This window comes from Mycobacterium sp. JS623 (assembly GCF_000328565.1).
GTDB lineage: Bacteria > Actinomycetota > Actinomycetes > Mycobacteriales > Mycobacteriaceae > Mycobacterium.
In genome coordinates, this window is record NC_019966.1 from 5,771,390 (window position 1) to 5,790,193 (window position 18,804).

General features: G+C 65.1%; 19 protein-coding genes. 10 read left to right on the plus strand and 9 right to left on the minus strand.

Going from position 1 to position 18,804, the window contains the following annotated elements; translation table 11 throughout:
• Positions 1–64 precede the first annotated feature (64 nt).
• Entirely contained in the window at positions 65–1,180 is a 1,116-nt protein-coding gene (locus MYCSM_RS28075) for an NDMA-dependent alcohol dehydrogenase (RefSeq protein WP_015309566.1), read from the plus strand.
• An 86-nt stretch (positions 1,181–1,266) separates the two neighbouring features.
• On the opposite strand, the gene fadA6 is transcribed toward MYCSM_RS28075, so the two are convergent.
• From fadA6 to ipdE1, 4 genes are read right to left on the minus strand one after another with little or no spacing between them, the layout of a single operon-like run.
• Positions 1,267–2,415, minus strand: coding sequence for a steroid 3-ketoacyl-CoA thiolase FadA6 (gene fadA6 / locus MYCSM_RS28080; RefSeq protein ID WP_015309567.1), 1,149 nt, complete (start codon positions 2,413–2,415; stop codon positions 1,267–1,269).
• Position 2,416: 1 nt separating this feature from the next.
• Entirely contained in the window at positions 2,417–3,010 is a 594-nt protein-coding gene (gene kstR2, locus MYCSM_RS28085) for a TetR family transcriptional regulator KstR2 (RefSeq protein ID WP_015309568.1), read from the minus strand.
• Positions 3,007–3,795: a (5R,7aS)-5-hydroxy-7a-methyl-1-oxo-2,3,5,6,7,7a-hexahydro-1H-indene-carboxyl-CoA reductase gene (gene ipdF, locus MYCSM_RS28090; protein WP_015309569.1), complete on the minus strand. Its 789-nt coding sequence runs from the start codon at positions 3,793–3,795 to the stop codon at positions 3,007–3,009. Before ipdF ends, kstR2 begins: the two co-directional genes overlap by 4 nt.
• Positions 3,795–4,943, minus strand: coding sequence for an acyl-CoA dehydrogenase IpdE1 (gene ipdE1, locus MYCSM_RS28095; RefSeq protein ID WP_015309570.1), 1,149 nt, complete (start codon positions 4,941–4,943; stop codon positions 3,795–3,797). Before ipdE1 ends, ipdF begins: the two co-directional genes overlap by 1 nt.
• A gap of 47 nt (positions 4,944–4,990) precedes the next feature.
• Here ipdE1 and fadD3 point away from each other — a divergent pair, with 47 nt between their 5' ends.
• From fadD3 to ipdE2, 4 genes are read left to right on the plus strand one after another with little or no spacing between them, the layout of a single operon-like run.
• Complete coding sequence (gene fadD3, locus MYCSM_RS28100; RefSeq protein WP_015309571.1) at positions 4,991–6,550, plus strand: 3-((3aS,4S,7aS)-7a-methyl-1,5-dioxo-octahydro-1H-inden-4-yl)propanoate--CoA ligase FadD3; 1,560 nt, start codon at positions 4,991–4,993, stop codon at positions 6,548–6,550.
• Positions 6,550–7,674, plus strand: a complete 1,125-nt coding sequence (locus tag MYCSM_RS28105; protein ID WP_015309572.1) for an acyl-CoA dehydrogenase family protein — start codon at positions 6,550–6,552, stop codon at positions 7,672–7,674. The genes fadD3 and MYCSM_RS28105 overlap by 1 nt, the downstream gene beginning before the upstream one ends.
• Before the next feature lie 3 nt (positions 7,675–7,677).
• Positions 7,678–8,631 (plus strand): acyl-CoA dehydrogenase family protein, encoded by a 954-nt coding sequence (locus MYCSM_RS28110; protein WP_015309573.1) that lies wholly within the window; start codon positions 7,678–7,680, stop codon positions 8,629–8,631.
• Positions 8,631–9,572 (plus strand): acyl-CoA dehydrogenase IpdE2, encoded by a 942-nt coding sequence (gene ipdE2, locus MYCSM_RS28115; RefSeq protein WP_015309574.1) that lies wholly within the window; start codon positions 8,631–8,633, stop codon positions 9,570–9,572. The genes MYCSM_RS28110 and ipdE2 overlap by 1 nt, the downstream gene beginning before the upstream one ends.
• Here ipdE2 and MYCSM_RS28120 read toward each other — a convergent pair.
• Complete coding sequence (locus tag MYCSM_RS28120) at positions 9,569–10,387, minus strand: class I SAM-dependent methyltransferase (RefSeq protein ID WP_015309575.1); 819 nt, start codon at positions 10,385–10,387, stop codon at positions 9,569–9,571. The two genes, ipdE2 and MYCSM_RS28120, sit on opposite strands and share 4 nt — an antisense overlap.
• 40 nt (positions 10,388–10,427) lie before the next feature.
• Between MYCSM_RS28120 and MYCSM_RS28125 the strand changes: the two genes are divergently transcribed.
• Entirely contained in the window at positions 10,428–11,585 is a 1,158-nt protein-coding gene (locus MYCSM_RS28125; protein WP_015309576.1) for a pyridoxal phosphate-dependent aminotransferase, read from the plus strand.
• Between the two features lie 56 nt (positions 11,586–11,641).
• Positions 11,642–11,953 (plus strand): alpha/beta fold hydrolase, encoded by a 312-nt coding sequence (locus MYCSM_RS28130; protein WP_051073829.1) that lies wholly within the window; start codon positions 11,642–11,644, stop codon positions 11,951–11,953.
• An 8-nt stretch (positions 11,954–11,961) separates the two neighbouring features.
• On the opposite strand, the gene MYCSM_RS28135 is transcribed toward MYCSM_RS28130, so the two are convergent.
• The 3 genes from MYCSM_RS28135 to MYCSM_RS28145 are packed head-to-tail and all read right to left on the minus strand — an operon-like array spanning position 11,962 to position 15,982.
• Entirely contained in the window at positions 11,962–13,866 is a 1,905-nt protein-coding gene (locus MYCSM_RS28135) for an acetoacetate--CoA ligase (protein ID WP_015309577.1), read from the minus strand.
• Entirely contained in the window at positions 13,863–14,609 is a 747-nt protein-coding gene (locus MYCSM_RS28140) for a 3-hydroxybutyrate dehydrogenase (RefSeq protein ID WP_015309578.1), read from the minus strand. The genes MYCSM_RS28135 and MYCSM_RS28140 overlap by 4 nt, the downstream gene beginning before the upstream one ends.
• The gene (locus MYCSM_RS28145; RefSeq protein WP_015309579.1) at positions 14,606–15,982 is read right to left on the minus strand and encodes an MFS transporter; all 1,377 of its coding nucleotides are present in this window, start codon (positions 15,980–15,982) and stop codon (positions 14,606–14,608) included. Before MYCSM_RS28145 ends, MYCSM_RS28140 begins: the two co-directional genes overlap by 4 nt.
• Before the next feature lie 123 nt (positions 15,983–16,105).
• Between MYCSM_RS28145 and MYCSM_RS28150 the strand changes: the two genes are divergently transcribed.
• The 3 genes from MYCSM_RS28150 to MYCSM_RS28160 all read left to right on the plus strand — a co-directional run bounded on the left by MYCSM_RS28150 (position 16,106) and on the right by MYCSM_RS28160 (position 18,224).
• A complete protein-coding gene (locus MYCSM_RS28150) occupies positions 16,106–17,026 on the plus strand; it encodes a LysR family transcriptional regulator (protein ID WP_015309580.1) in 921 nt (306 codons plus the stop codon).
• Positions 17,027–17,147: 121 nt separating this feature from the next.
• A complete protein-coding gene (locus MYCSM_RS28155; protein ID WP_015309581.1) occupies positions 17,148–17,921 on the plus strand; it encodes an alpha/beta hydrolase in 774 nt (257 codons plus the stop codon).
• Positions 17,922–17,975: 54 nt separating this feature from the next.
• Positions 17,976–18,224: a hypothetical protein gene (locus MYCSM_RS28160; protein ID WP_015309582.1), complete on the plus strand. Its 249-nt coding sequence runs from the start codon at positions 17,976–17,978 to the stop codon at positions 18,222–18,224.
• Here MYCSM_RS28160 and hsaB read toward each other — a convergent pair.
• Positions 18,221–18,784, minus strand: a complete 564-nt coding sequence (gene hsaB / locus MYCSM_RS28165) for a 3-hydroxy-9,10-secoandrosta-1,3,5(10)-triene-9,17-dione monooxygenase reductase subunit (protein WP_198345128.1) — start codon at positions 18,782–18,784, stop codon at positions 18,221–18,223. The genes MYCSM_RS28160 and hsaB overlap by 4 nt on opposite strands.
• Between the last annotated feature and the right edge of the window lie 20 nt (positions 18,785–18,804).

An 18,804-nucleotide genomic window follows, 5' to 3' on the forward strand; every position in this document is an offset into this window, starting at 1 on the left:
CCCGCGGCCCACCTCAGCGCTCCTAGACTCGCCCCAACATTCGCTTCGGCGTTGGGGGATAACCATGAAGATGAGCGCCGCCGTCCTTTGGGACGTCAATCAGGACTGGAGCATCGAGGAGGTCGAACTCGATGGTCCCCAGGATGGTGAGGTCCTGGTTTCGTTCGAAGCCACCGGCTTGTGCCATTCCGATCACCATGTCCGCACCGGGGACCTCGCCGGAGTGCCGATGCCGATCATCGGCGGCCATGAGGGCGCCGGGATAGTCCAGGAGGTCGGGCCGGGTGTACGCGACCTGAAAGCCGGCGACCATGTCGTGGCATCGTTCCTGCCGGCATGCGGACGCTGCCGATGGTGCGCGACCGGGCATCAGAACCTGTGCGACCTCGGCGCACTCATCTTGGCCGGCACCCAGATCGACGGCACCTATCGAAGGCATGTGCGAGGCCAGGACGTCGGCGCGGCGTCATTGCTCGGCACGTTCGCGCAGTACGGCACGGTGCCCGAGGCTTCGGTGGTCAAAATCGACGACGACCTGCCGCTGTCGCGGGCATGCCTGCTCGGCTGCGGCGTCACCACCGGGTGGGGCTCGGCGGTCAACACGGCTGCGGTCAGCCCCGGCGACACGGTTGTCGTCATGGGGTGCGGGGGAATCGGCAGCGGCGCGATCCAAGGCGCGCGACTTGCCGGGGCTGAGAAGATCATCGTCGTCGACATCGTGGAGTCCAAGCGCGACAAGGCTTTCCAGTTCGGCGCAACACACTTCGCGACGTCGATGCCGGAAGCCACGGCGTTGGTCGCCGAGCTCACCCGAGGCGTGATGGCGGATTCGGCGCTGATCACGGTCGGGGTGGTCGAAGGACCGATGATCAATTCAGCGCTGGACATCGTCCGCAAGGGTGGCGCCGTCGTGCTGACGGCGTTGGCACCGCTGACCGACGTCACGCCGACTCTCCCGATGGGGCTGTTCACGCTCTTTCAGAAGCGACTACTGGGAAGCCTGTATGGCGAGGCGAACCCGCGCGCGGACATCGCGCGGCTGCTCAGCCTGTACCGGGAGGGCAAGCTACTGCTCGACGAAACGGTCACGGCCGAATACAAACTCAACGACATCAACGAGGCCTACGACGACATGCTGGCCGGCCGCAACATCCGAGGCGTGGTCATCCACGACCACTGACAGCATGCTCGATCTCGCGCGAGCGACCGCGTTTGTACACAAAACTGCGGCGTGTCGCGTACAGACACGGGCGCTCGGCAGAGGAACTACAGCCGCTCGATGATGGTGACGTTGGCGGTGCCGCCGCCCTCGCACATCGTCTGCAGACCGTAGCGACCGCCGGTGCGCTCCAACGTACTCAGCATGGTCGCGAACAGCTTGGCACCCGTTGCACCGAGTGGGTGGCCGAGCGCAATTGCGCCACCGCTGGGGTTGACCTTCGCGTGGTCGACCTTGAGTTCCTTCATCCACGCCATCACGACGGGCGCAAACGCCTCGTTGATCTCGACGGTGTCGATGTCGTCCATCGTCAGCCCGGTCTTCTCCAGCGCGTAGCGCGTCGCGGGAATCGGCCCGGTCAGCATGAACACCGGATCGGCACCGCGGGCGCTGATGTGGTGGATACGCGCGCGTGGCTTCAGGCCGTGGTCCTTGACTGCCTGCTCGGAAGCAAGCAGCGTCGCGCTGGCGCCATCGGAAATCTGGCTGGCCATCGCCGCAGTCAACCGGCCGCCGTCGACCAGTGTCTTGAGCCCCGCCATCTTCTCCAGCGACGTGTCGCGCGGGCCCTCGTCGGTCACAAAGCCGTCCACCGGGATGATCTCGTTCTCGAAGTACCCAGCCCGGATCGCTTCCTGCGCGCGCTGATGGCTGGCCAGGGAGAACTCCTCCATCTCTTCGCGCGAGATCTCCCACTTCTCTGCGATCAGCTCCGCACCACGGAACTGCGAGATCTCCTGATCGCCGTAGCGGTGCAGCCAGCTCTTGGATTCGTTTGTGGGAGAAGTGAATCCGAACTGCTCGCCGACGATCATCGCCGAGCTGATCGGGATCTGGCTCATGTTCTGCATGCCGCCCGCCACGATCAAGTCGGCGGTGCCGGACATGATGGCCTGCGCGCCAAAGGAAATCGCCTGCTGGCTAGACCCGCACTGGCGATCCACAGTGACGCCCGGCACCTCCTCCGGGTATCCGGCGGCCAGCCACGACAGCCGGGCGATGTTGCCCGCCTGCGGCCCAATAGCGTCGACGCAGCCGGCGATCACGTCGTCAACCGCGCCGGGATCGACGTCCACCCGGTCGAACAGTCCGCGCCACCCGGCAGCGCCAAGGTCGACGGGATGCACGCCGGCAAGCGATCCATTGCGCTTGCCTACGGCGGTGCGCACAGCTTCGATGACGTACGCCTCAGCCATTTCAGTCCTTCTCTCTCGTAATGCCGCCAAGCACGATGCTCAGATATTGCTGGCCGACTTGTTCGGCCGTCAGGGGTCCGCCCGGTTGATACCAGCGAACCGAAACCCAGGTGGTATCGCGGATGAAGCGGTAGACCAAATCGACATCGATGTCGGGCCGGAAGCGCCCCTCGGCGACGCCCTGCTTGAGTACGTCCACCCACATCCTGCGCTGCTCGCGGTTGCGGGTCTCCACGAACTCGAACTGTGGAAGCGACGACAGTCGCTTGGCCTCGTCCTGATAGATGACGACCTGCGCATGCCGGTGTTCGATGGCCTCGAACGAGGTCATGAAGAGACCCTTCACACGCTCCAGCGGATCGGATTCGCGGGCGACGATCTCGGCATACCGCTCGAACAGCCAGTCCAGGAAGTCCCGAAGGACCTCCTCAACCATCTGCTCCTTGGACTTGAAGTGGTGATACAGGCTGCCGGACAAGATCCCCGCCGAATCGGCGATGTCGCGCACAGTGGTCGCACGCAGGCCACGCTCGGCGAACATCGTCGCGGCGAGCTGCAGAAGCTCGTCACGACGACTGACCGGCTGGGAAATCATGCCCGTTGACTCGACACCGAGATGACCTCGCCAGTCAGGTAACTGGAGTAGTCGCTGGCCAGGAATGCGATGGTGGCTGCGATCTCCCACGGCTCCGCCGCGCGGCCGAACGCCTCGCCCTCCGAGAGCCGATCGAGCAGGTCTGCGGAGCTGGTCTTCTCGAGGAACTTGTGCCGGGCGATGCTCGGCGACACCGCGTTGATGCGCACGCCGTAGTCGACGGCTTCGATTGCGCTGCACCGGGTCAACGCCATCACGCCCGCTTTGGCCGCGGCATAGTGCGACTGCGAGTGCTGCGCCCGCCAGCCCAATACGCTGGCGTTGTTGACGATCACGCCGCCGTGATCGGCGTCGCGGAAATACCGCAGCGCCGCGCGGGTTGCCCGCATCGTCGACGTGAGGGTCACGTTGAGTACCCGGTCCCATTCCTCGTCGGTCATATCGACGACGGGGGTGGTGCCGCCCAGGCCCGCGTTGTTGACCAGCACGTCGAGCCGGCCCATCCGCGCAGTGGTCGATGAGATCAGCGCGTCGACCTGTGCAGTCGATGTCACGTCACACACCACGCTTTCGACACGGCCAAGCCCGAGTTCGGTCAGCTGGTCGCGGGTCTCGCCAAGTCGGCGTTCGTGGTGGTCGGAGACGACGACGTCGGCGCCTTCGGCCAGCGCGCGACGCGCAACGGCGGACCCGATACCCGTACCTGCCGCGGCCGTCACCACGACCACCTTGCCGGCCAGAAGGCCGTGTCCGTCAATCTCTTTCGGCGGTTCCGCCAGTGTCACTAGCCCTTCACCTCACGCGGTAGGCCGAGCACCCGCTCGGCGATGATGTTGCGTTGGATCTCGTTCGAACCGCCGTAGATGGTGTCCGCGCGGGTGAACAGGTACAGGTGCTGCCAGACATCGAACTCGCCGTCCTTGGCCACCAGACCTGCCTTGCCGACGATGTCCATCGCCAGCTCACCAAGATCGCGATGCCAGTTGGCCCACAACAGCTTCGACACGTTATCTTGTCCCGGCTGCTCAACGTCCATGGTCGCCAACGCATACGAGCGCATCGTCTGCAGGCCCACCCACGACCGCGTCAACCGTTCACGAATCAGCGGATCATCGTCGGCACCGGTGCGCTTGGCCAGGTCCACCAGGTTGGAAAGTTCACGCGCATAACGGATCTGCTGGCCCAGCGTCGACACGCCACGCTCAAACGTCAGCGTTCCCATCGCGACCCGCCAGCCGTCACCGGGATCGCCGACCACCAGATCGGCGTCGGTGCGGGCGTCATCGAAGAACACCTCGTTGAAGTCCGCTGTTCCCGTCAACTGAACGATCGGTCGGATTTCGACACCCGGTTGATCAAGCGGCACAAGCAGATACGACAGGCCTGCGTGTCGCTTGGAACCCTTTTCGGTGCGGGCCACCACGAAGCACCACTGCGACAGGTGGGCCATCGACGTCCACACCTTCTGGCCGTTGATCACCCACTGGTCGCCGTCGAGCTCCGCGGTTGTCGACACGTTGGCAAGGTCACTGCCTGCGCCGGGCTCCGAGTAGCCCTGACACCACAGCTCGGTGACGTCGAGGATCTTCGGTAGGAAGCGCTTCTTCTGCTCCTCGGTACCGAACGCGATCAGCGTCGGGCCGAGCAGTTCCTCGCCGAAATGGTTGACCTTGTGCGGCGCGTCGGCGCGGGCGTATTCCTCGTAGAACGCGACGCGGTGGGCAACGGACAAGCCGCGCCCGCCATGTTCGACCGGCCAGCCAAGGCAGGTCAGACCCGCCGCAGCGAGGTGCTGGTTCCATGCCCGTCGTTCCGCAAAGGCTTCGTCCTCGCGCCCCGGTGCGCCGAGGCCCTTGAGCGCGGCGAATTCGCCGACGAGGTTGTCGGCCAGCCAGTCGCGGACCTCGGCCCGGAACTCCTCGACCTCTATCACCCTTGTAGGCTAACCTACCAAGCACTTGCTTTGTTAGAGGAGCATCAATGGCGTGGGCCCACGACCGCAGGGCAGGGGACGACCGTAGGACCATTCCGCAGGTCCTGGACCGGAAAGCCGACCAGTTCTCCGAGCATGACGCGCTGGTCACCCCGGATCGGCGGCTGACCTACGCGCAGTTGCGCGACGAGGTTCGCCGGGCCGCAGCGGCCATGATCGAGCTGGGCGTCGGCGCCGGGGACCGGGTCGCGATCTGGTCGCCGAACACCTGGCACTGGGTGGTGGCATGCCTGGCCACGACCTATGCCGGCGGCGTGCTCGTGCCGTTGAACACCCGCTACACCGCCAGCGAAGCCACCGACATCCTGACGCGCACCGGTGCTCCGCTGTTGTTCGCGTCGGGCGAGTTCCTCGGCGCCGACAAATCCGCGTCGTTAGACCGCGACGCTCTGCCCGCGCTGCGCCACATCGTGCGGGTGCCGGTCGACAAGGACGACGGAACCTGGGACGAGTTCATGGCGCACGGCGCGAACGTCGATGCGGCCGACGCCAGGGCCGCCGCGGTGACGCCCGACGACGTCTCCGACATCCTGTTCACCTCCGGCACCACCGGCCGCAGCAAGGGCGCGCTGTGTGCGCATCGGCAGTCGCTCGCCGGTTCGGCGGCGTGGGCGGAGTGCGGCCAGATCACCAGCGATGACCGCTACCTCTGCATCAACCCGTTCTTCCATAACTTCGGCTACAAGGCCGGCATCCTGGCGTGCCTGCAGACCGGGGCGACCCTGCTTCCACAGCTGACGTTCGACCCCGAAGCCGCGATGCAGGCGGTGCAGGAGCACCGGATCACTGTGCTGCCCGGACCGCCGACCATCTACCAGGTGCTGCTCGACCACCCCAAGCGCGGCGACTACGACCTGACCTCGCTGAGGTTCGCGGTGACGGGCGCAGCCGTAGTACCCGTGGTTCTGATCGAGCGCATGCAGAGCGAGTTGGACTTCGACATCGTGCTGACCGCCTACGGCCTGACCGAGGCCAACGGGTTCGGCACCATGTGCGGCGCCGATGACGACCCTGTCACCGTCGCCACTACATGCGGCCGCCCGATTGCGGACTTTGAACTTCGCATCGGCGAGCACGATGAGGTGCTGCTGCGCGGACCGAACGTCATGCTGGGCTACCTCGACGACCCGGAGGCGACGGCGGCCGCGATCGATGCTGACGGTTGGTTGCATACCGGTGACGTTGGAAAGCTCGACGCCGCAGGCAATCTCAGCATCACGGATCGACTCAAGGACATGTACATCAGCGGAGGATTCAACGTCTACCCCGCCGAGGTCGAACAGGTGCTGGCCAGGCTGGACGGCGTCGCGGAGTCCGCGGTGATCGGAGTGCCGAACGACCGCCTCGGCGAGGTCGGCAAGGCCTTTGTCGTGGTGAAACCGGGTGCGATGCTTGACGAGGACACGGTCATCGCCTACACGCGTGAGCATTTGGCGAAGTTCAAAACGCCGCAATCGGTGGAGTTCCTCGATGTGCTTCCACGGAACCCTGGCGGCAAGGTGGTCAAACCGGTTCTGAGAGAGAAGACGCAGAGGGAAAGAGCGTAATGGATCTGGATTTCGACGACGCGACACTGGCGTTCCAGGCCGAGGTGCGCGAATTCCTTGCATCCAACAGAGACTCGTTCCCGACCAAGTCGTATGACACCGCGGAGGGCTTCGAACAGCATCGGCGGTGGGACAAGGTGCTTTTCGATGCCGGGCTGTCGGTGATCACGTGGCCCGACAAGTACGGCGGCCGCGACGCCACTCTCTTGCAGTGGGTCGTATACGAAGAGGAATACTTCCGCGCGGGCGCCCCGGGTCGGGCCAGCGCCAACGGCACATCGATGCTCGCGCCGACGTTGTTCGCGCACGGCACCGAGGAACAGCTCGATCGTGTGCTGCCGAAAATGGCCAGCGGCGAGGAGATCTGGGCGCAGGCGTGGTCTGAGCCGGAGTCGGGCAGCGATCTGGCATCACTGCGCTCGACCGCGACGAAGACGGACGGTGGCTGGCTGTTGAACGGCCAGAAGATCTGGAGTTCGCGGGCGCCGTTCGGCGAGCGGGCATTCGGACTGTTCCGTTCGGACCTGTCGGCCGAGCGTCACCGCGGTCTGACCTATTTCATGTTCGATCTGAAAGCCGACGGCATCACGGTCCGACCCATCGCACAGCTGGGCGGCGACACTGGGTTCGGTGAGATCTTCCTCGACGACGTGTTCGTCCCCGACAATGACGTGATCGGCGAGGTGCACGAGGGCTGGCGCGCAGCAATGAGCACGTCGAGCAACGAGCGCGGCATGTCGCTGCGCAGCCCGGCCCGCTTCCTGGCACCGGCCGAACGGCTTGTCCAGCAATGGAAGGCGAACCCCGATCCGGCGTTCACCGACCGGGTGGCCGATGCGTGGATCAAAGCGCAGGCGTACCGCCTGCACACCTTCGGAACGGTGACGCGAGTGGCCGCGGGTGGTGAGCTCGGAGCCGAGTCGTCGGTGACGAAGGTCTTCTGGTCGGAGCTCGATGTCGCGCTACACCAGACCGCGCTGGACATGCGGGGTGCCGACGGCGAGCTCGTGGACGCGTGGACCGATGGCCTGCTGTTCGCACTCGGCGGTCCGATCTACGCGGGCACCAACGAGATTCAGCGCAACATCATCGCCGAACGCCTGCTGGGACTACCCCGAAAGTAAACTATGAGATTCGATTTGGATGACCAGCAGCGCGACTTCGCGGCCAGTATCGACGCTGCGCTGGCCGCTGCCGATCTGCCCGCCGCGGTGCGCGCCTGGGCCGCGGGCGACACCGCGCCAGGCCGCAAGGTGTGGGCGCAGCTGGCTGACCTCGGCGTGACCGCGCTGACTGTGCCAGAGCGCTACGACGGCATCGAGGCGCATCCCGTTGACCTTGTAGTCGCCGTTGAGCGGCTGGGCCGCTGGTGTGTGCCTGGTCCAGTCGCTGAATCCATTGCGGTAGCACCGGTTTTACTGGCCGACGACGAGCGGTCGGCTGCGCTGGCGTCGGGTGAACTGATCGCTACCGTCGCGCTGCCGCCGCAGGCGCCCCGGGCCGTGGATGCGGATGCGGCGGGGCTCATTCTGGTCGCCGCTGACGGTCAGGTACGTGACGGCAGTCGCGGTGAGCAGCACGAGTCCGTCGACCCGAGCCGAAAGCTGTTCGACGTCAGCACCTCCGGTGACGCGCAGTCTGCCGATGTCGCGCGGGCCTACGAATTCGGTGCACTCGCCACGGCCGCAGAGCTTGTCGGTGCGGGCCAGGCGCTGCTCGACGCTTCGGTCGAATACGCCAAGCAGCGCAGCCAGTTCGGCACGGTGATCGGCACCTACCAGGCGATCAAGCACAAGCTGGCCGACGTGCACATTGCGCTCGAGTTGGCGCGGCCGTTGGTGTACGGAGCGGCGCTCTCGCTGGCCGACTATTCAGACGCCACCGCGCGCGATGTCAGCGCTGCCAAGGCGGCCGCGTCTGATGCGGCATTGCTTGCGGCACGGTCAGCGCTGCAAACGCATGGGGCAATCGGGTTTACGCAGGAACATGACCTTTCACTGTGGCTGCTGCGGGTGCAGGCCCTGCGGTCGGCGTGGGGCGACCCGACCGCGCACCGGCGCAGAGTTTTGGAGGCCCTCTAGTGACAGAAGAACGGGAACTGCTGCGGGAGACCGTCGCGGCTTTGGTCGACAAGCACGCGTCGCCGGCGGCCGTGCGGGCCGCGATGGCATCTGAACGCGGCTACGACGAGTCGCTGTGGAAGTTGTTGTGCGAGCAAGTCGGTGCGGCTGCGCTTGTCGTGCCGGAGGAGTTGGGCGGAGCCGGCGGTGAGCTTGCGGATGCCGCCGTGGTGCTCGAGGAGCTCGGCAAGGCCTTGGTGCCCACTCCGCTGTTCGGCACCACGCTCGCCGAGCTCGCGCTATTGGCATCTGACGAGCCGGACACCGACGTGCTGGAACGGTTGGCCGAGGGCACGTCGATCGGCACAGTCGTCTTCGACCCCGACTATGTGGTCAACGGCGATACCGCCGACATCGTGATCGCTGCGGACGGTACGACGTTGCGCCGATGGTCGACTTTCACCGCTCATCGCGTCGAGGCCATGGACAAGACGCGTCGACTCGCGCGCGTCGAACCCACCGAGACGACCGACATCGGTACCGACCCCGGGCTCGCCGACACCGCCGCGATCCTGCTGGCCGCCGAACAGATGGGCGCGGCCGCGAAGTGTCTGGATCTGACCGTCGAATACACCAAGGACCGCGTTCAGTTCGGCCGCCCGATCGGCAGTTTCCAGGCGCTCAAGCACCGGATGGCCGACCTGTATGTGGCGGTGCAGTCCGCGCGCGCGGTCGTCAACGACGCGGTCGCCGAGCCGTCGGCGACCTCGGCTGCGCTGGCGCGGGTGTCGGCCAGCGAGGCGTTTACGAAAGTGGCCGCGGAAGCCGTCCAGATGCACGGCGGGATCGCGATCACCTGGGAGCACGACATCCAGCTGTACTTCAAGCGCGCGCACGGCAGCGCGCAGCTGCTCGGACCGCCGCGGGAGCACCTGCGTCGGCTCGAATCAGAAGTGTTCTAGCGCTTGACGGCCTGCAGCGTGTAGCTCAGCGGGAGCCGCTCCGGGTGCTCGATGAGGCGCCATTCGCCGTCGTCTCGATGCATGCGACCCGGAAGCGTCTCGTTCGGCGCGGAGTCGTGCTCGACGAACATGGTGAGCTCCAAGCCCGCCTCGAGGATCGCGGTGATGACGTCTCCGATCCCGTGGCTCCAGTCGCTGACCTGGTTGTGGCCGAACTCGGCATCGGTGTGGACGTATGTTCCCGGCGCGTCGAAGAGGCCCGGTTCTGGCTGCTCGAAATACGAGTAGCGCAATACCCATTCGTCCGTTCGCTGTTCATCGAAGGCCAGCATCATCGGATGGAGCTCGCGCAAGAACAGCCTGCCACCGGGGCGCAGTAATTCTGCGACCGTCCTTGCCCATCGCCGGACATCGGGTAGCCAGCAGAGTGCTCCGATGCCGGTGAACACAAAGCCGAACCCGCCGCCCACGACGGTGGGCGCGTCATAGACGTCGGCTTCGACGAAGGTGACATCGGCGCGGGCGTCGGCGGCGATGCGCCGGGCGATCGCTATCGATTCCGCCGAGAAGTCGAGGCCCGTCATCACGGCGCCGAGGCGCTGCAAAGAGATCGTGTCCGTACCGATATGGCATTGCAGATGGATTCCCCGCTGCCCCTTGATGTCACCGAGGCGGGGTATGTCGAACCGGACGACGTCCGACAGCCGAGTCGGGTCTGCGATGATTTCGGCCACCGCGTAATCCGGCGAACTCGCATGTGCTGGTGCGCGTTCATCCCACCATGCCCTGTTGATCGCGAAGTGCTCCTGCGCCATGCGTAAAACCCTCCCATATCGCCGTTGTTAGCCTGCAGTGATGAGTGATCGCGTTGCGCTGCGGGCAGGGATACCGCCGTTCTATGTGATGGACGTCTGGCTCGCCGCCGCGGAGCGCAAACGCACGCACGGCGACCTGGTCAACCTGTCTGCCGGCCAGCCAAGCGCGGGCGCACCCAAGGCGGTGCGGGAGACCGCGAAGGAGGCGTTGGACAGCGGGCCGCTCGGTTACTCGGTCGCCTTGGGCATCCCCGAATTGCGCACCGCAATCGCGAGCTCATATATGGAACGGCACGGCCTCGTAGTTGACCCCAATGACGTGGTGATCACCACCGGCTCCAGCGGTGGTTTCCTGCTGGCGTTTCTCGCGTGCTTCGACGTCGGCGATCGGGTGGCCATCTCCAGCCCCGGTTACCCCTGCTACCGCAACATCCTCTCGGCGCTCGGTTGTGAGGTCGTCGAGATGCCCTGCGGGCCCGAGAGCCGCTTCCAACCGACGGCGCAGATGCTCGCCGAACTGGATCCTCCGGTGCAGGGCGTGATCGTGGCAAGCCCGGCCAACCCGACAGGCACTGTGATCCCGCCCGAGGAGCTGGCGGCGATTGCGTCATGGTGCGAGTCGACCGGCGCGCGGCTGATCAGCGACGAGGTCTACCACGGACTGGTGTATGAAGGTGCACCTGCGACCAGCTGCGCATGGCAGACATCGCAAAATGCCGTAGTGGTCAACAGCTTTTCGAAGTACTTCGCGATGACCGGGTGGCGGCTGGGCTGGCTGCTGGTGCCGAAGGAATTGCAGCGCGCGATCGACTGTCTGACCGGAAACTTCACCATCTGTCCGCCGGTGCTGCCGCAGTACGCCGCGGTCGCGGCGTTCACGCCGGAGTCGATTGCCGAGGCCGACGCGCTTCTGCATCACTACGCGGCCAACCGCCAGCTGCTGCTCGACGGATTGCGTTCGATCGGCATTGACCGGCTGGCCCCGACCGACGGTGCGTTCTACGTCTACGCCGACGTCTCGCATCTCACGACAGACTCGCTGTCATTCTGTTCGAAGCTGTTGAACGACACCGGCGTTGCCATCGCGCCCGGCATCGACTTTGACACCGTGCGCGGCGGGTCGTTTGTCCGGCTGTCGTTCGCAGGCCCGACATCGGATATCGAAGAAGCGCTGCGCCGTATCGGGTCCTGGCTCTAGCGGTTCGATCTGGTTCAGCACGAGCGATTGCAGCACAACCAGAGCGGTCTGCAGAGATGATCAACACCTTCGTGCAGGCGGACCGTGAATCGATACGGCGCACGATCCGATACATGCACACCTGGCGATCGCTTAACGACAAACTTCCTGCCGTCACCGTTCCGACCCTATTCATCACCGGCGACCTTCGTGACCAGCGCTGGCGGCCCACCGACGCCGAAGCGGCCGCCACGACGATGTCGGATTGCCGCGTCGTAGCCGTCAGTGGCACAGGGCATCTCGGACCGCTGCAAGTGAATGTCGACGAAATCGCGGCTGCAATCGCTGGATTCTGGGGATCACTGCAACAGCACCCGCGGCGGGTGTGAGCGATCGCCTAGCGCTTCATGTTGGCGTACCAGTCCAGCAGCGCGGGATCATCGACGGCGCTCTTCTCCACAACCTTCGCCGCGTCAGCACCCTGGAACAGCTTCTTGATCGGCACCTCGAGCTTCTTGCCCGTGCGCGTGTGCGGAACGCCTGGGGCGACGATGATTTCGTCGGGCACGTGCCGCGGTGAAACCTCGTCGCGAATGGTCCGCTTGATGCGGTCGCGCAGCTCGTCGGTCAGCTCGGCGTCTTCGGTGAGCACCACGAAGAGCGGCATCCAATATCCGCCGTCGGGTTGCTCGGCGCCGATCACCAACGCCTCGGCGATCTCCGGCAGCCGCTCAACAGCCTGGTAGATGTCGGCGCTGCCCATGCGGATGCCGTGGCGATTCAGCGTCGAGTCGGAGCGTCCGTGCACGATGATGCTGTCGTGATCGGTGATCGTGATCCAGTCGCCGTGTCGCCAGACTCCCGGAAACATCTCGAAATAGGCGCTGCGGTAACGGGATCCGTCCTCGTCGTTCCAGAACGAAATCGGCATCGACGGCATCGGCTTGGTGATGACGAGCTCGCCGACCTCGCCACGTACGGGCTTGCCCGATTCGTCCCACGCGTCCAGCGCGACGCCCAGGTATGGCGCGGACAGTTCCCCCGGCCACACGGGCACGGTGCGCACCCCGCCGATGAAGGCCGACACGACGTCGGTGCCGCCGCTGATCGAGGCCACCTGAACGCGGTCACCAACATTGTCTCGCAGCCACAGCGACGACGACGGCGGCAGCGACGAACCGGTGATGCCGACGGTCCGCAACGCCGACAGGTCGTGTTCGGTGCGCGGCACGGCGCCGGCCTTCGCACAACCCAGTACGTATCCCGGGCTGGTGCCCAGCACCGTCGCGCGAACGCGAGCCGCAATGTCCCACAATGCGTCCGGCTTTGGATGGTTCGGGCTGCCCTCGTAGCAGACGATCGTCGCACCGACCAACAGCCCGGCGACCTGGAAGTTCCACATCATCCAGCTCGGGCTGGTGTACCAGAAGAAGGTGTCGTCGGCACCGATATCCGATTGCAGTGCAATCGCTTTCAGGTGTTCTAGCACGACGCCGCCGTGCCCGTGCATGATGCCTTTCGGCAGTCCGGTGGTCCCCGAGGAGAACAGGATCCACAGCGGATGATCGAAATCGACAGGAACCGTCTCGAGTTCAGTGTCGCTTTGCGCGGTCAGCTCCGATGCCAGGACGGTGGCGCGCAGTGTCGGCAGGCCACCCTGCAGCGCGGCGACGTCTGCGCGCTTGTCGTGGTCCTTACCGCCGTATCGATATCCTTCGGACGTGACGAGGACGATGGGCTCCAACTGGCCAAGTCGATCCAGCGCTGCCTTGGCGGAATAGTCCTGGCCGCATGCACTCCAGATCGCCCCGATGCTCGCGGTTGCGAGAAACGCGATGACCGCCTCGGGAATGTTCGGCAGATATCCGACGACGCGATCGCCCGGCTGGACACCGTGCGAGTGCAGCGTCTGCGCGAATGCGGCTACCCGAGAGAGCAATTCACGCCACGACAGTTCGTTGACAGCTCCATCCTCGCTGACGTGCAAAATGGCGGCCCGGTCGGTGCGTACGTTGCGCACGATCTGGTCGACGTAGTTCAGCTGTACACCGGGAAACCACCGCGCACCCGGCATCTCGTCGTTGTCGAGTATGCGATCGGGCGGGTCGCCGAGCTCGAAGTACTCCCACAGCGCGCCCCAGAATGTCGCGGGGTCGTCGACCGACCATTGCCACAGCGACTGGTAGTCCGGCAATGCCGGGCCGGTACGGTTGTGCACGAATTCCGCGAAGTCGGTCACCCGCGCGTCAGCGATATCGCTGTCCGTAGGCTGCCACTGAGGAACATCGACAGCAGGTGTCATCGGGCGCTCCACCCACCGTCCATCGTGTACGACGCTCCGGTCACCATGCCGGCGGCCGGTGAGGCCAGCCAACCGACAAGGGCGGCAACCTCTTCCGGTTCAACCAGCCGCTTGATCGCGCTCTCCTTCAGCAGGATTTCGGCCACCACCTGGTCCTCGGGGATGTTGTGCGTGCGGGCCTGGTCGGCGATCTGCTTGGTCACCAGGGGGGTACGGACATATCCGGGGTTCACACAGTTGCTCGTCACGTCATGCGGGCCGCCCTCGAGCGCGGTCACCTTGGACAGGCCCTCGAGCGCATGTTTGGCGGTGACGTAGGCGACCTTGAACTCGGAGGCGCGAATGCCGTGCACCGAGGAGATGTTAATGATGCGGCCGAACTTCTGCCGGTACATGTGCGGAAGCGCCGCCCGGATCAACAGGAAAGGCGCCTCGACCATCAACGCCAGCATCATGCGGAACTTGTCGGGCGGGAAGTCGGCGATCGCATTGATGCTTTGCACTCCGGCGTTGTTCACCAGAATGTCACTGTCCAGCTGCACGTTCTCCAGCGATGCGACGTCGAGAAGGTCCACCGCCCAGGTTTGCCCGCCGATAGCGTGGGCCAGATCCTTGGCACCGGCAGCGTCGACGTCGGCGACGGTGACCGTGGCGCCGCGGGTAGCGAGCTCCCTGGCGCAGGCCGCCCCGATCCCGCTCGCGCCGCCGGTGACCAACGCCGTGCGACCGTCGAGATCGGTCATGCGCCGGCCACCTTGGCGAGGTCCTCGCGGTCGGCGCGATCCACCGCAGCCAGATCGATGCCCTTGGTCTCGCGGGTGAAGTACACCGCGACAAGGGTGATGACCGCGGCGCCGGCCAAGTAGAGCGCGATCGGCAGCGAGGAGCCGTAGATTTCGAGCAGTTTGACCGCGATGATCGGGGCGAGCGAGCCCGCGACGATCGACGTGACCTGATAGCCAAGGGACACACCGGAATACCGCATGCGGGTGGGGAACATCTCGGCCATGATCGCGGGCTGTGGCGCGTACATGATCGCGTGGATCATCAACCCGATGATGATCGCGCCCATGATGACGAGGTAGTTGGCGCTATTCATCATCGGGAACGCGAAGAAGCCCCAGGTTCCGGCGGCGAGCGCACCGACGAAGTACACCGGCCGACGGCCGACCCGGTCGGACAGCTTGCCCACCAAAGGAATTGCAACGAAGTGAACAGCATGAGCGGCCAGCAGCCACCACAGGATGTCGCTGGTGTCGGCGTGGACCTGAACCTTGAGGTAGGTGATCGAGAAGGTGACCACCAGGTAGTACATGATGTTCTCGGCGAATCGTAGACCCATTGCAGTGAAAACGCCACGGGGATAGCGCTTTAACACTTCGAACACGCCATACGAGACGGCTTTGACCCGTTCGGCCTCTTGCTGGGCGGCGACGAAGATCGGTGCGTCGGTGACCTTGGTGCGGATGTAGTAGCCGATCAGTACGACGACGGCCGACAGCCAGAACGCGACCCGCCAGCCCCACGACAGGAACGCGTCATCGGTGAGCGTCGTCGTCAGCACGAGAAGCACGACCGTGGCCAGCATGTTGCCAACCGGCACTGCGGCCTGCGGCCAGCTGGCCCAGAACGCACGACTCCGATTGGGACTGTGTTCGGCGACCAGCAGCACCGCACCGCCCCACTCGCCGCCGACGGCGAAGCCCTGAAGAAACCGCAGCACGACGAGCAGCGCCGGCGCCAAGTAGCCGACCTGGCCGAACGTGGGCAGACAGCCCATCAGGAACGTCACGGCGCCGACGAGCAGCAGGCTGAACTGCAGCAGTTTCTTACGCCCGTACTTGTCACCGAAGTGGCCGAAGACCACGCCGCCGATCGGGCGCGCGGCAAAGCCCACTGCGTAGGTGAGGAACGCGGCGAGGATCGCGTCGAGGTCGCTGTCCCCCTTGGCGAAGAACACCTTACTGAACACCAACGTGGCGGCGGTGCCGTAGAGGAAGAACTCGTACCATTCGACGACGGTGCCGGCCATCGAGGCCGCCACCACGCGCTTCAGCCCTGTGGTGATCGACCCGGCTTGATCGCTTACCTGCCGTGTGTCGTCGCGGACACTCATCGCACACTCCTGCCTCATATGTGATGGCGGACACAGATCTGCCGTGAGTATTCATGCAGATACCGGGCCGATGCAATGGTCAAATCTGCAGGAGGTATCTGCAAAAATGCAGATATGGCTGACATGCCCCTGCCCTCGCCTGGTCGCCGGCCGAGCGCCGACGATCTGTTGGTGCTATTGGCCGTGGGCCGATCCGGGCGCTACAACACCGCGGCCGAGGAGCTGGGTCTCAACCACACGACGATCTCGCGCCGCATCGCCGCACTGGAACAGTCGATCGGGGGCCGCGTTCTCGCACGCGTCGCGGGCGGATGGGAGCTCACCGACCTCGGCCGCGAGGCGCTGTCCGCAGCAGAGGCCGTCGAGTCCGCGGTCCGCTCCCTCACCGTCGACCCTGGCGGTGTGCGCACCTTGGAAGGCGTGGTGCGAATCTCGGCGACAGACGGGTTCAGCGCGTACATCGCAGCACCTGCCGCCGCTGAGGTACAGCGCAGGCATCCCAAGGTGGCGGTCGAGATCGTCGCCGCTACCCGGCGGGCCACCCAGCAGCGGTCCGGCCTCGACGTCGAGATCGTCGTTGGAGAGCCAAAGGTGCATCGCGCCAAGGCGATTCGGCTTGGCAACTACTGTCTCGGGCTCTACGGATCGCAAACCTACCTCGCCGAGCACGGCACACCAACGAGCATCGCAGACCTCACCCGCTATCCGTTGGTTTACTTCATCGACTCGATGTTGCAGGTCGACGATCTCGATATCGCGACAAGCTTTGCCCCCGCGATGCGCGAATCGGTGACGTCCACAAACGTTTTCGTGCACGTTGAAGCGACCCGGGCCAACGCAGGCATCGGCCTGTTGCCCTGCTTCATGGCCGACCGCCACGACGACCTAGTGCGTGTCCTGCCCGACACGGTGGCCATCCAGTTGACCTACTGGCTGGTCACCCGCGCCGAGACCCTACGCAGGCCCGAGGTCTCGGCTGTCGTAGACGCGATTCGCGATCGCGTGCACCAACAGCGCGACGTCCTGCTCGGCCGGGGTCAGTGACTAGTCTGACGTGATTTGTTACGGTCGGCGCGGCGCGCTCGGCGCCTGACTCCACGCCGAAATCGCTAACGGCGTGATCCGAAGCCTTGCGGTTCGAGCCGCAGCTTGGTGCAGTCAAGGGATGCCGTTCATCGAGCACCCCAAGGGCCCCGCTTACTACCGGCACTGGGCTGCCGCCGAGCCCCGCGCCGCCATCATCTTCTTGCACGGCTTCGGTGAGCACACCGGCGTCTACCACCGCTACGGCTTCGCGCTCAATTCTGCCGGCATCGATCTGTGGGCCGTCGATCAATTCGGCCACGGGCTCAGCCCCGGCGACCGCGGTGACTTCGGTTCGATCGAGGACAGCTCCGCGCTGGGCGGGGCACTGACCGAGCTCGCCGAGCGCGAGCAGCCCGGATTGCCGCTGATCGCGCAAGGGCATTCATTCGGCGCGGTCGTCGCTCTGTTCCGACTACTAGATCACTCGGAGCGCTACCAGGCGGGCATCATCTCCGGTGCCCCACTGGTCCCCATACCTGAAATGCTGGACGCAGACACATCTTTCGACCTGGACCCCGGCTGGCTGTCCGGCGATCCGTTCTATCTCGACTCGCTCGAAAACGATCCGCTGGCGTTCGTCGACGCGGACGGCAAACCGCTGGCGCGTGAACTCGACAGGGCGTGGGACAGGTTTGGGGCGGAGCTGCCCAAGCTTGCGGTGCCGACCCTTGCGGTGCACGGAGTCAACGATCCAATCGCGCCCATCGACCCGGTGCGCGCCTACGCCGAGCAGATAGAGCCGCTGCAGCTCCTGGAATTTCCCGGCGCACATCACGACATCCTCAACGAGACTGTGCATCGCGAAGTGGTTGCGGCCATCGTGGAGTTCGTCGAACAGAAGCTGGGACTTTGACCCGTGGGGCGTAGACGCCGCCCCGGTCGCAGCGATCCAGCGTAAGGTGAGCCGATGCTGATGAGGACGGCGGTCGCCGCGGTGGCAGCGCTCGCTGCAGGTATGCTCCTAGCCGGCCCGGCGAATGCCGATCCCAACGACAGCCCGTGCGAGCTGGCGATCAGTTACTTCTGCAAGTTCATCCCGGTCGCACCCGATTTGGATCATGACATCGACGTCACCCAATTGCAGCCGGTCGATCCGAACGTCCCGCCGCCGGATTCGCTTCCGGTGGCCGACCCGTGTGCGGCGGGCTGTATCTAAAGCCAGGTGTCGTCGGTGGTCGCGGTGAGAAACGCCTCGAGATCGTCGCGCCATTGAGCCGGAGTGTTCTTGTCGGGCTCAATCCCGGTGTACTCGCCGCGATAGAACAGCAGCGGCCGCGGCTTCTTGTGCGGCACATCCGATAACGAGTGCACCGCGCCGAAGACGACGTAGTGATCGCCGCCGTCATGCACCGAATGCACGGTGCAATCAATGTGTGCCAGCGTCCCGTCGATGATCGGCGAACCGAGTTTCGAAGGGCGCCAATCGAGTCCGGTGAACTTGTCGGGTTCCTTGGAGCCGAACCGCGCCGAGACGTCCTTCTGCTTCTCATGCAGCACGTTGACGCAGAAGTGCCCGCTGGTCTCAATCGCCTGCCATGACCGCGACACCTTGGTCGGGCAGAACAGCACCAGCGGGGGGTCCAACGACAACGCCGCAAATGACTGGCAGGCGAAGCCGATCGGAGCGCCATCGTGCATGGTGGTGATCACGGTGATGCCGGTGCAGAACTGCCCCAGCACATTTCGGAATGTGCGAGGGTCGAGCGGTTCCTTAATCAATTCGATATTCCTCGCGC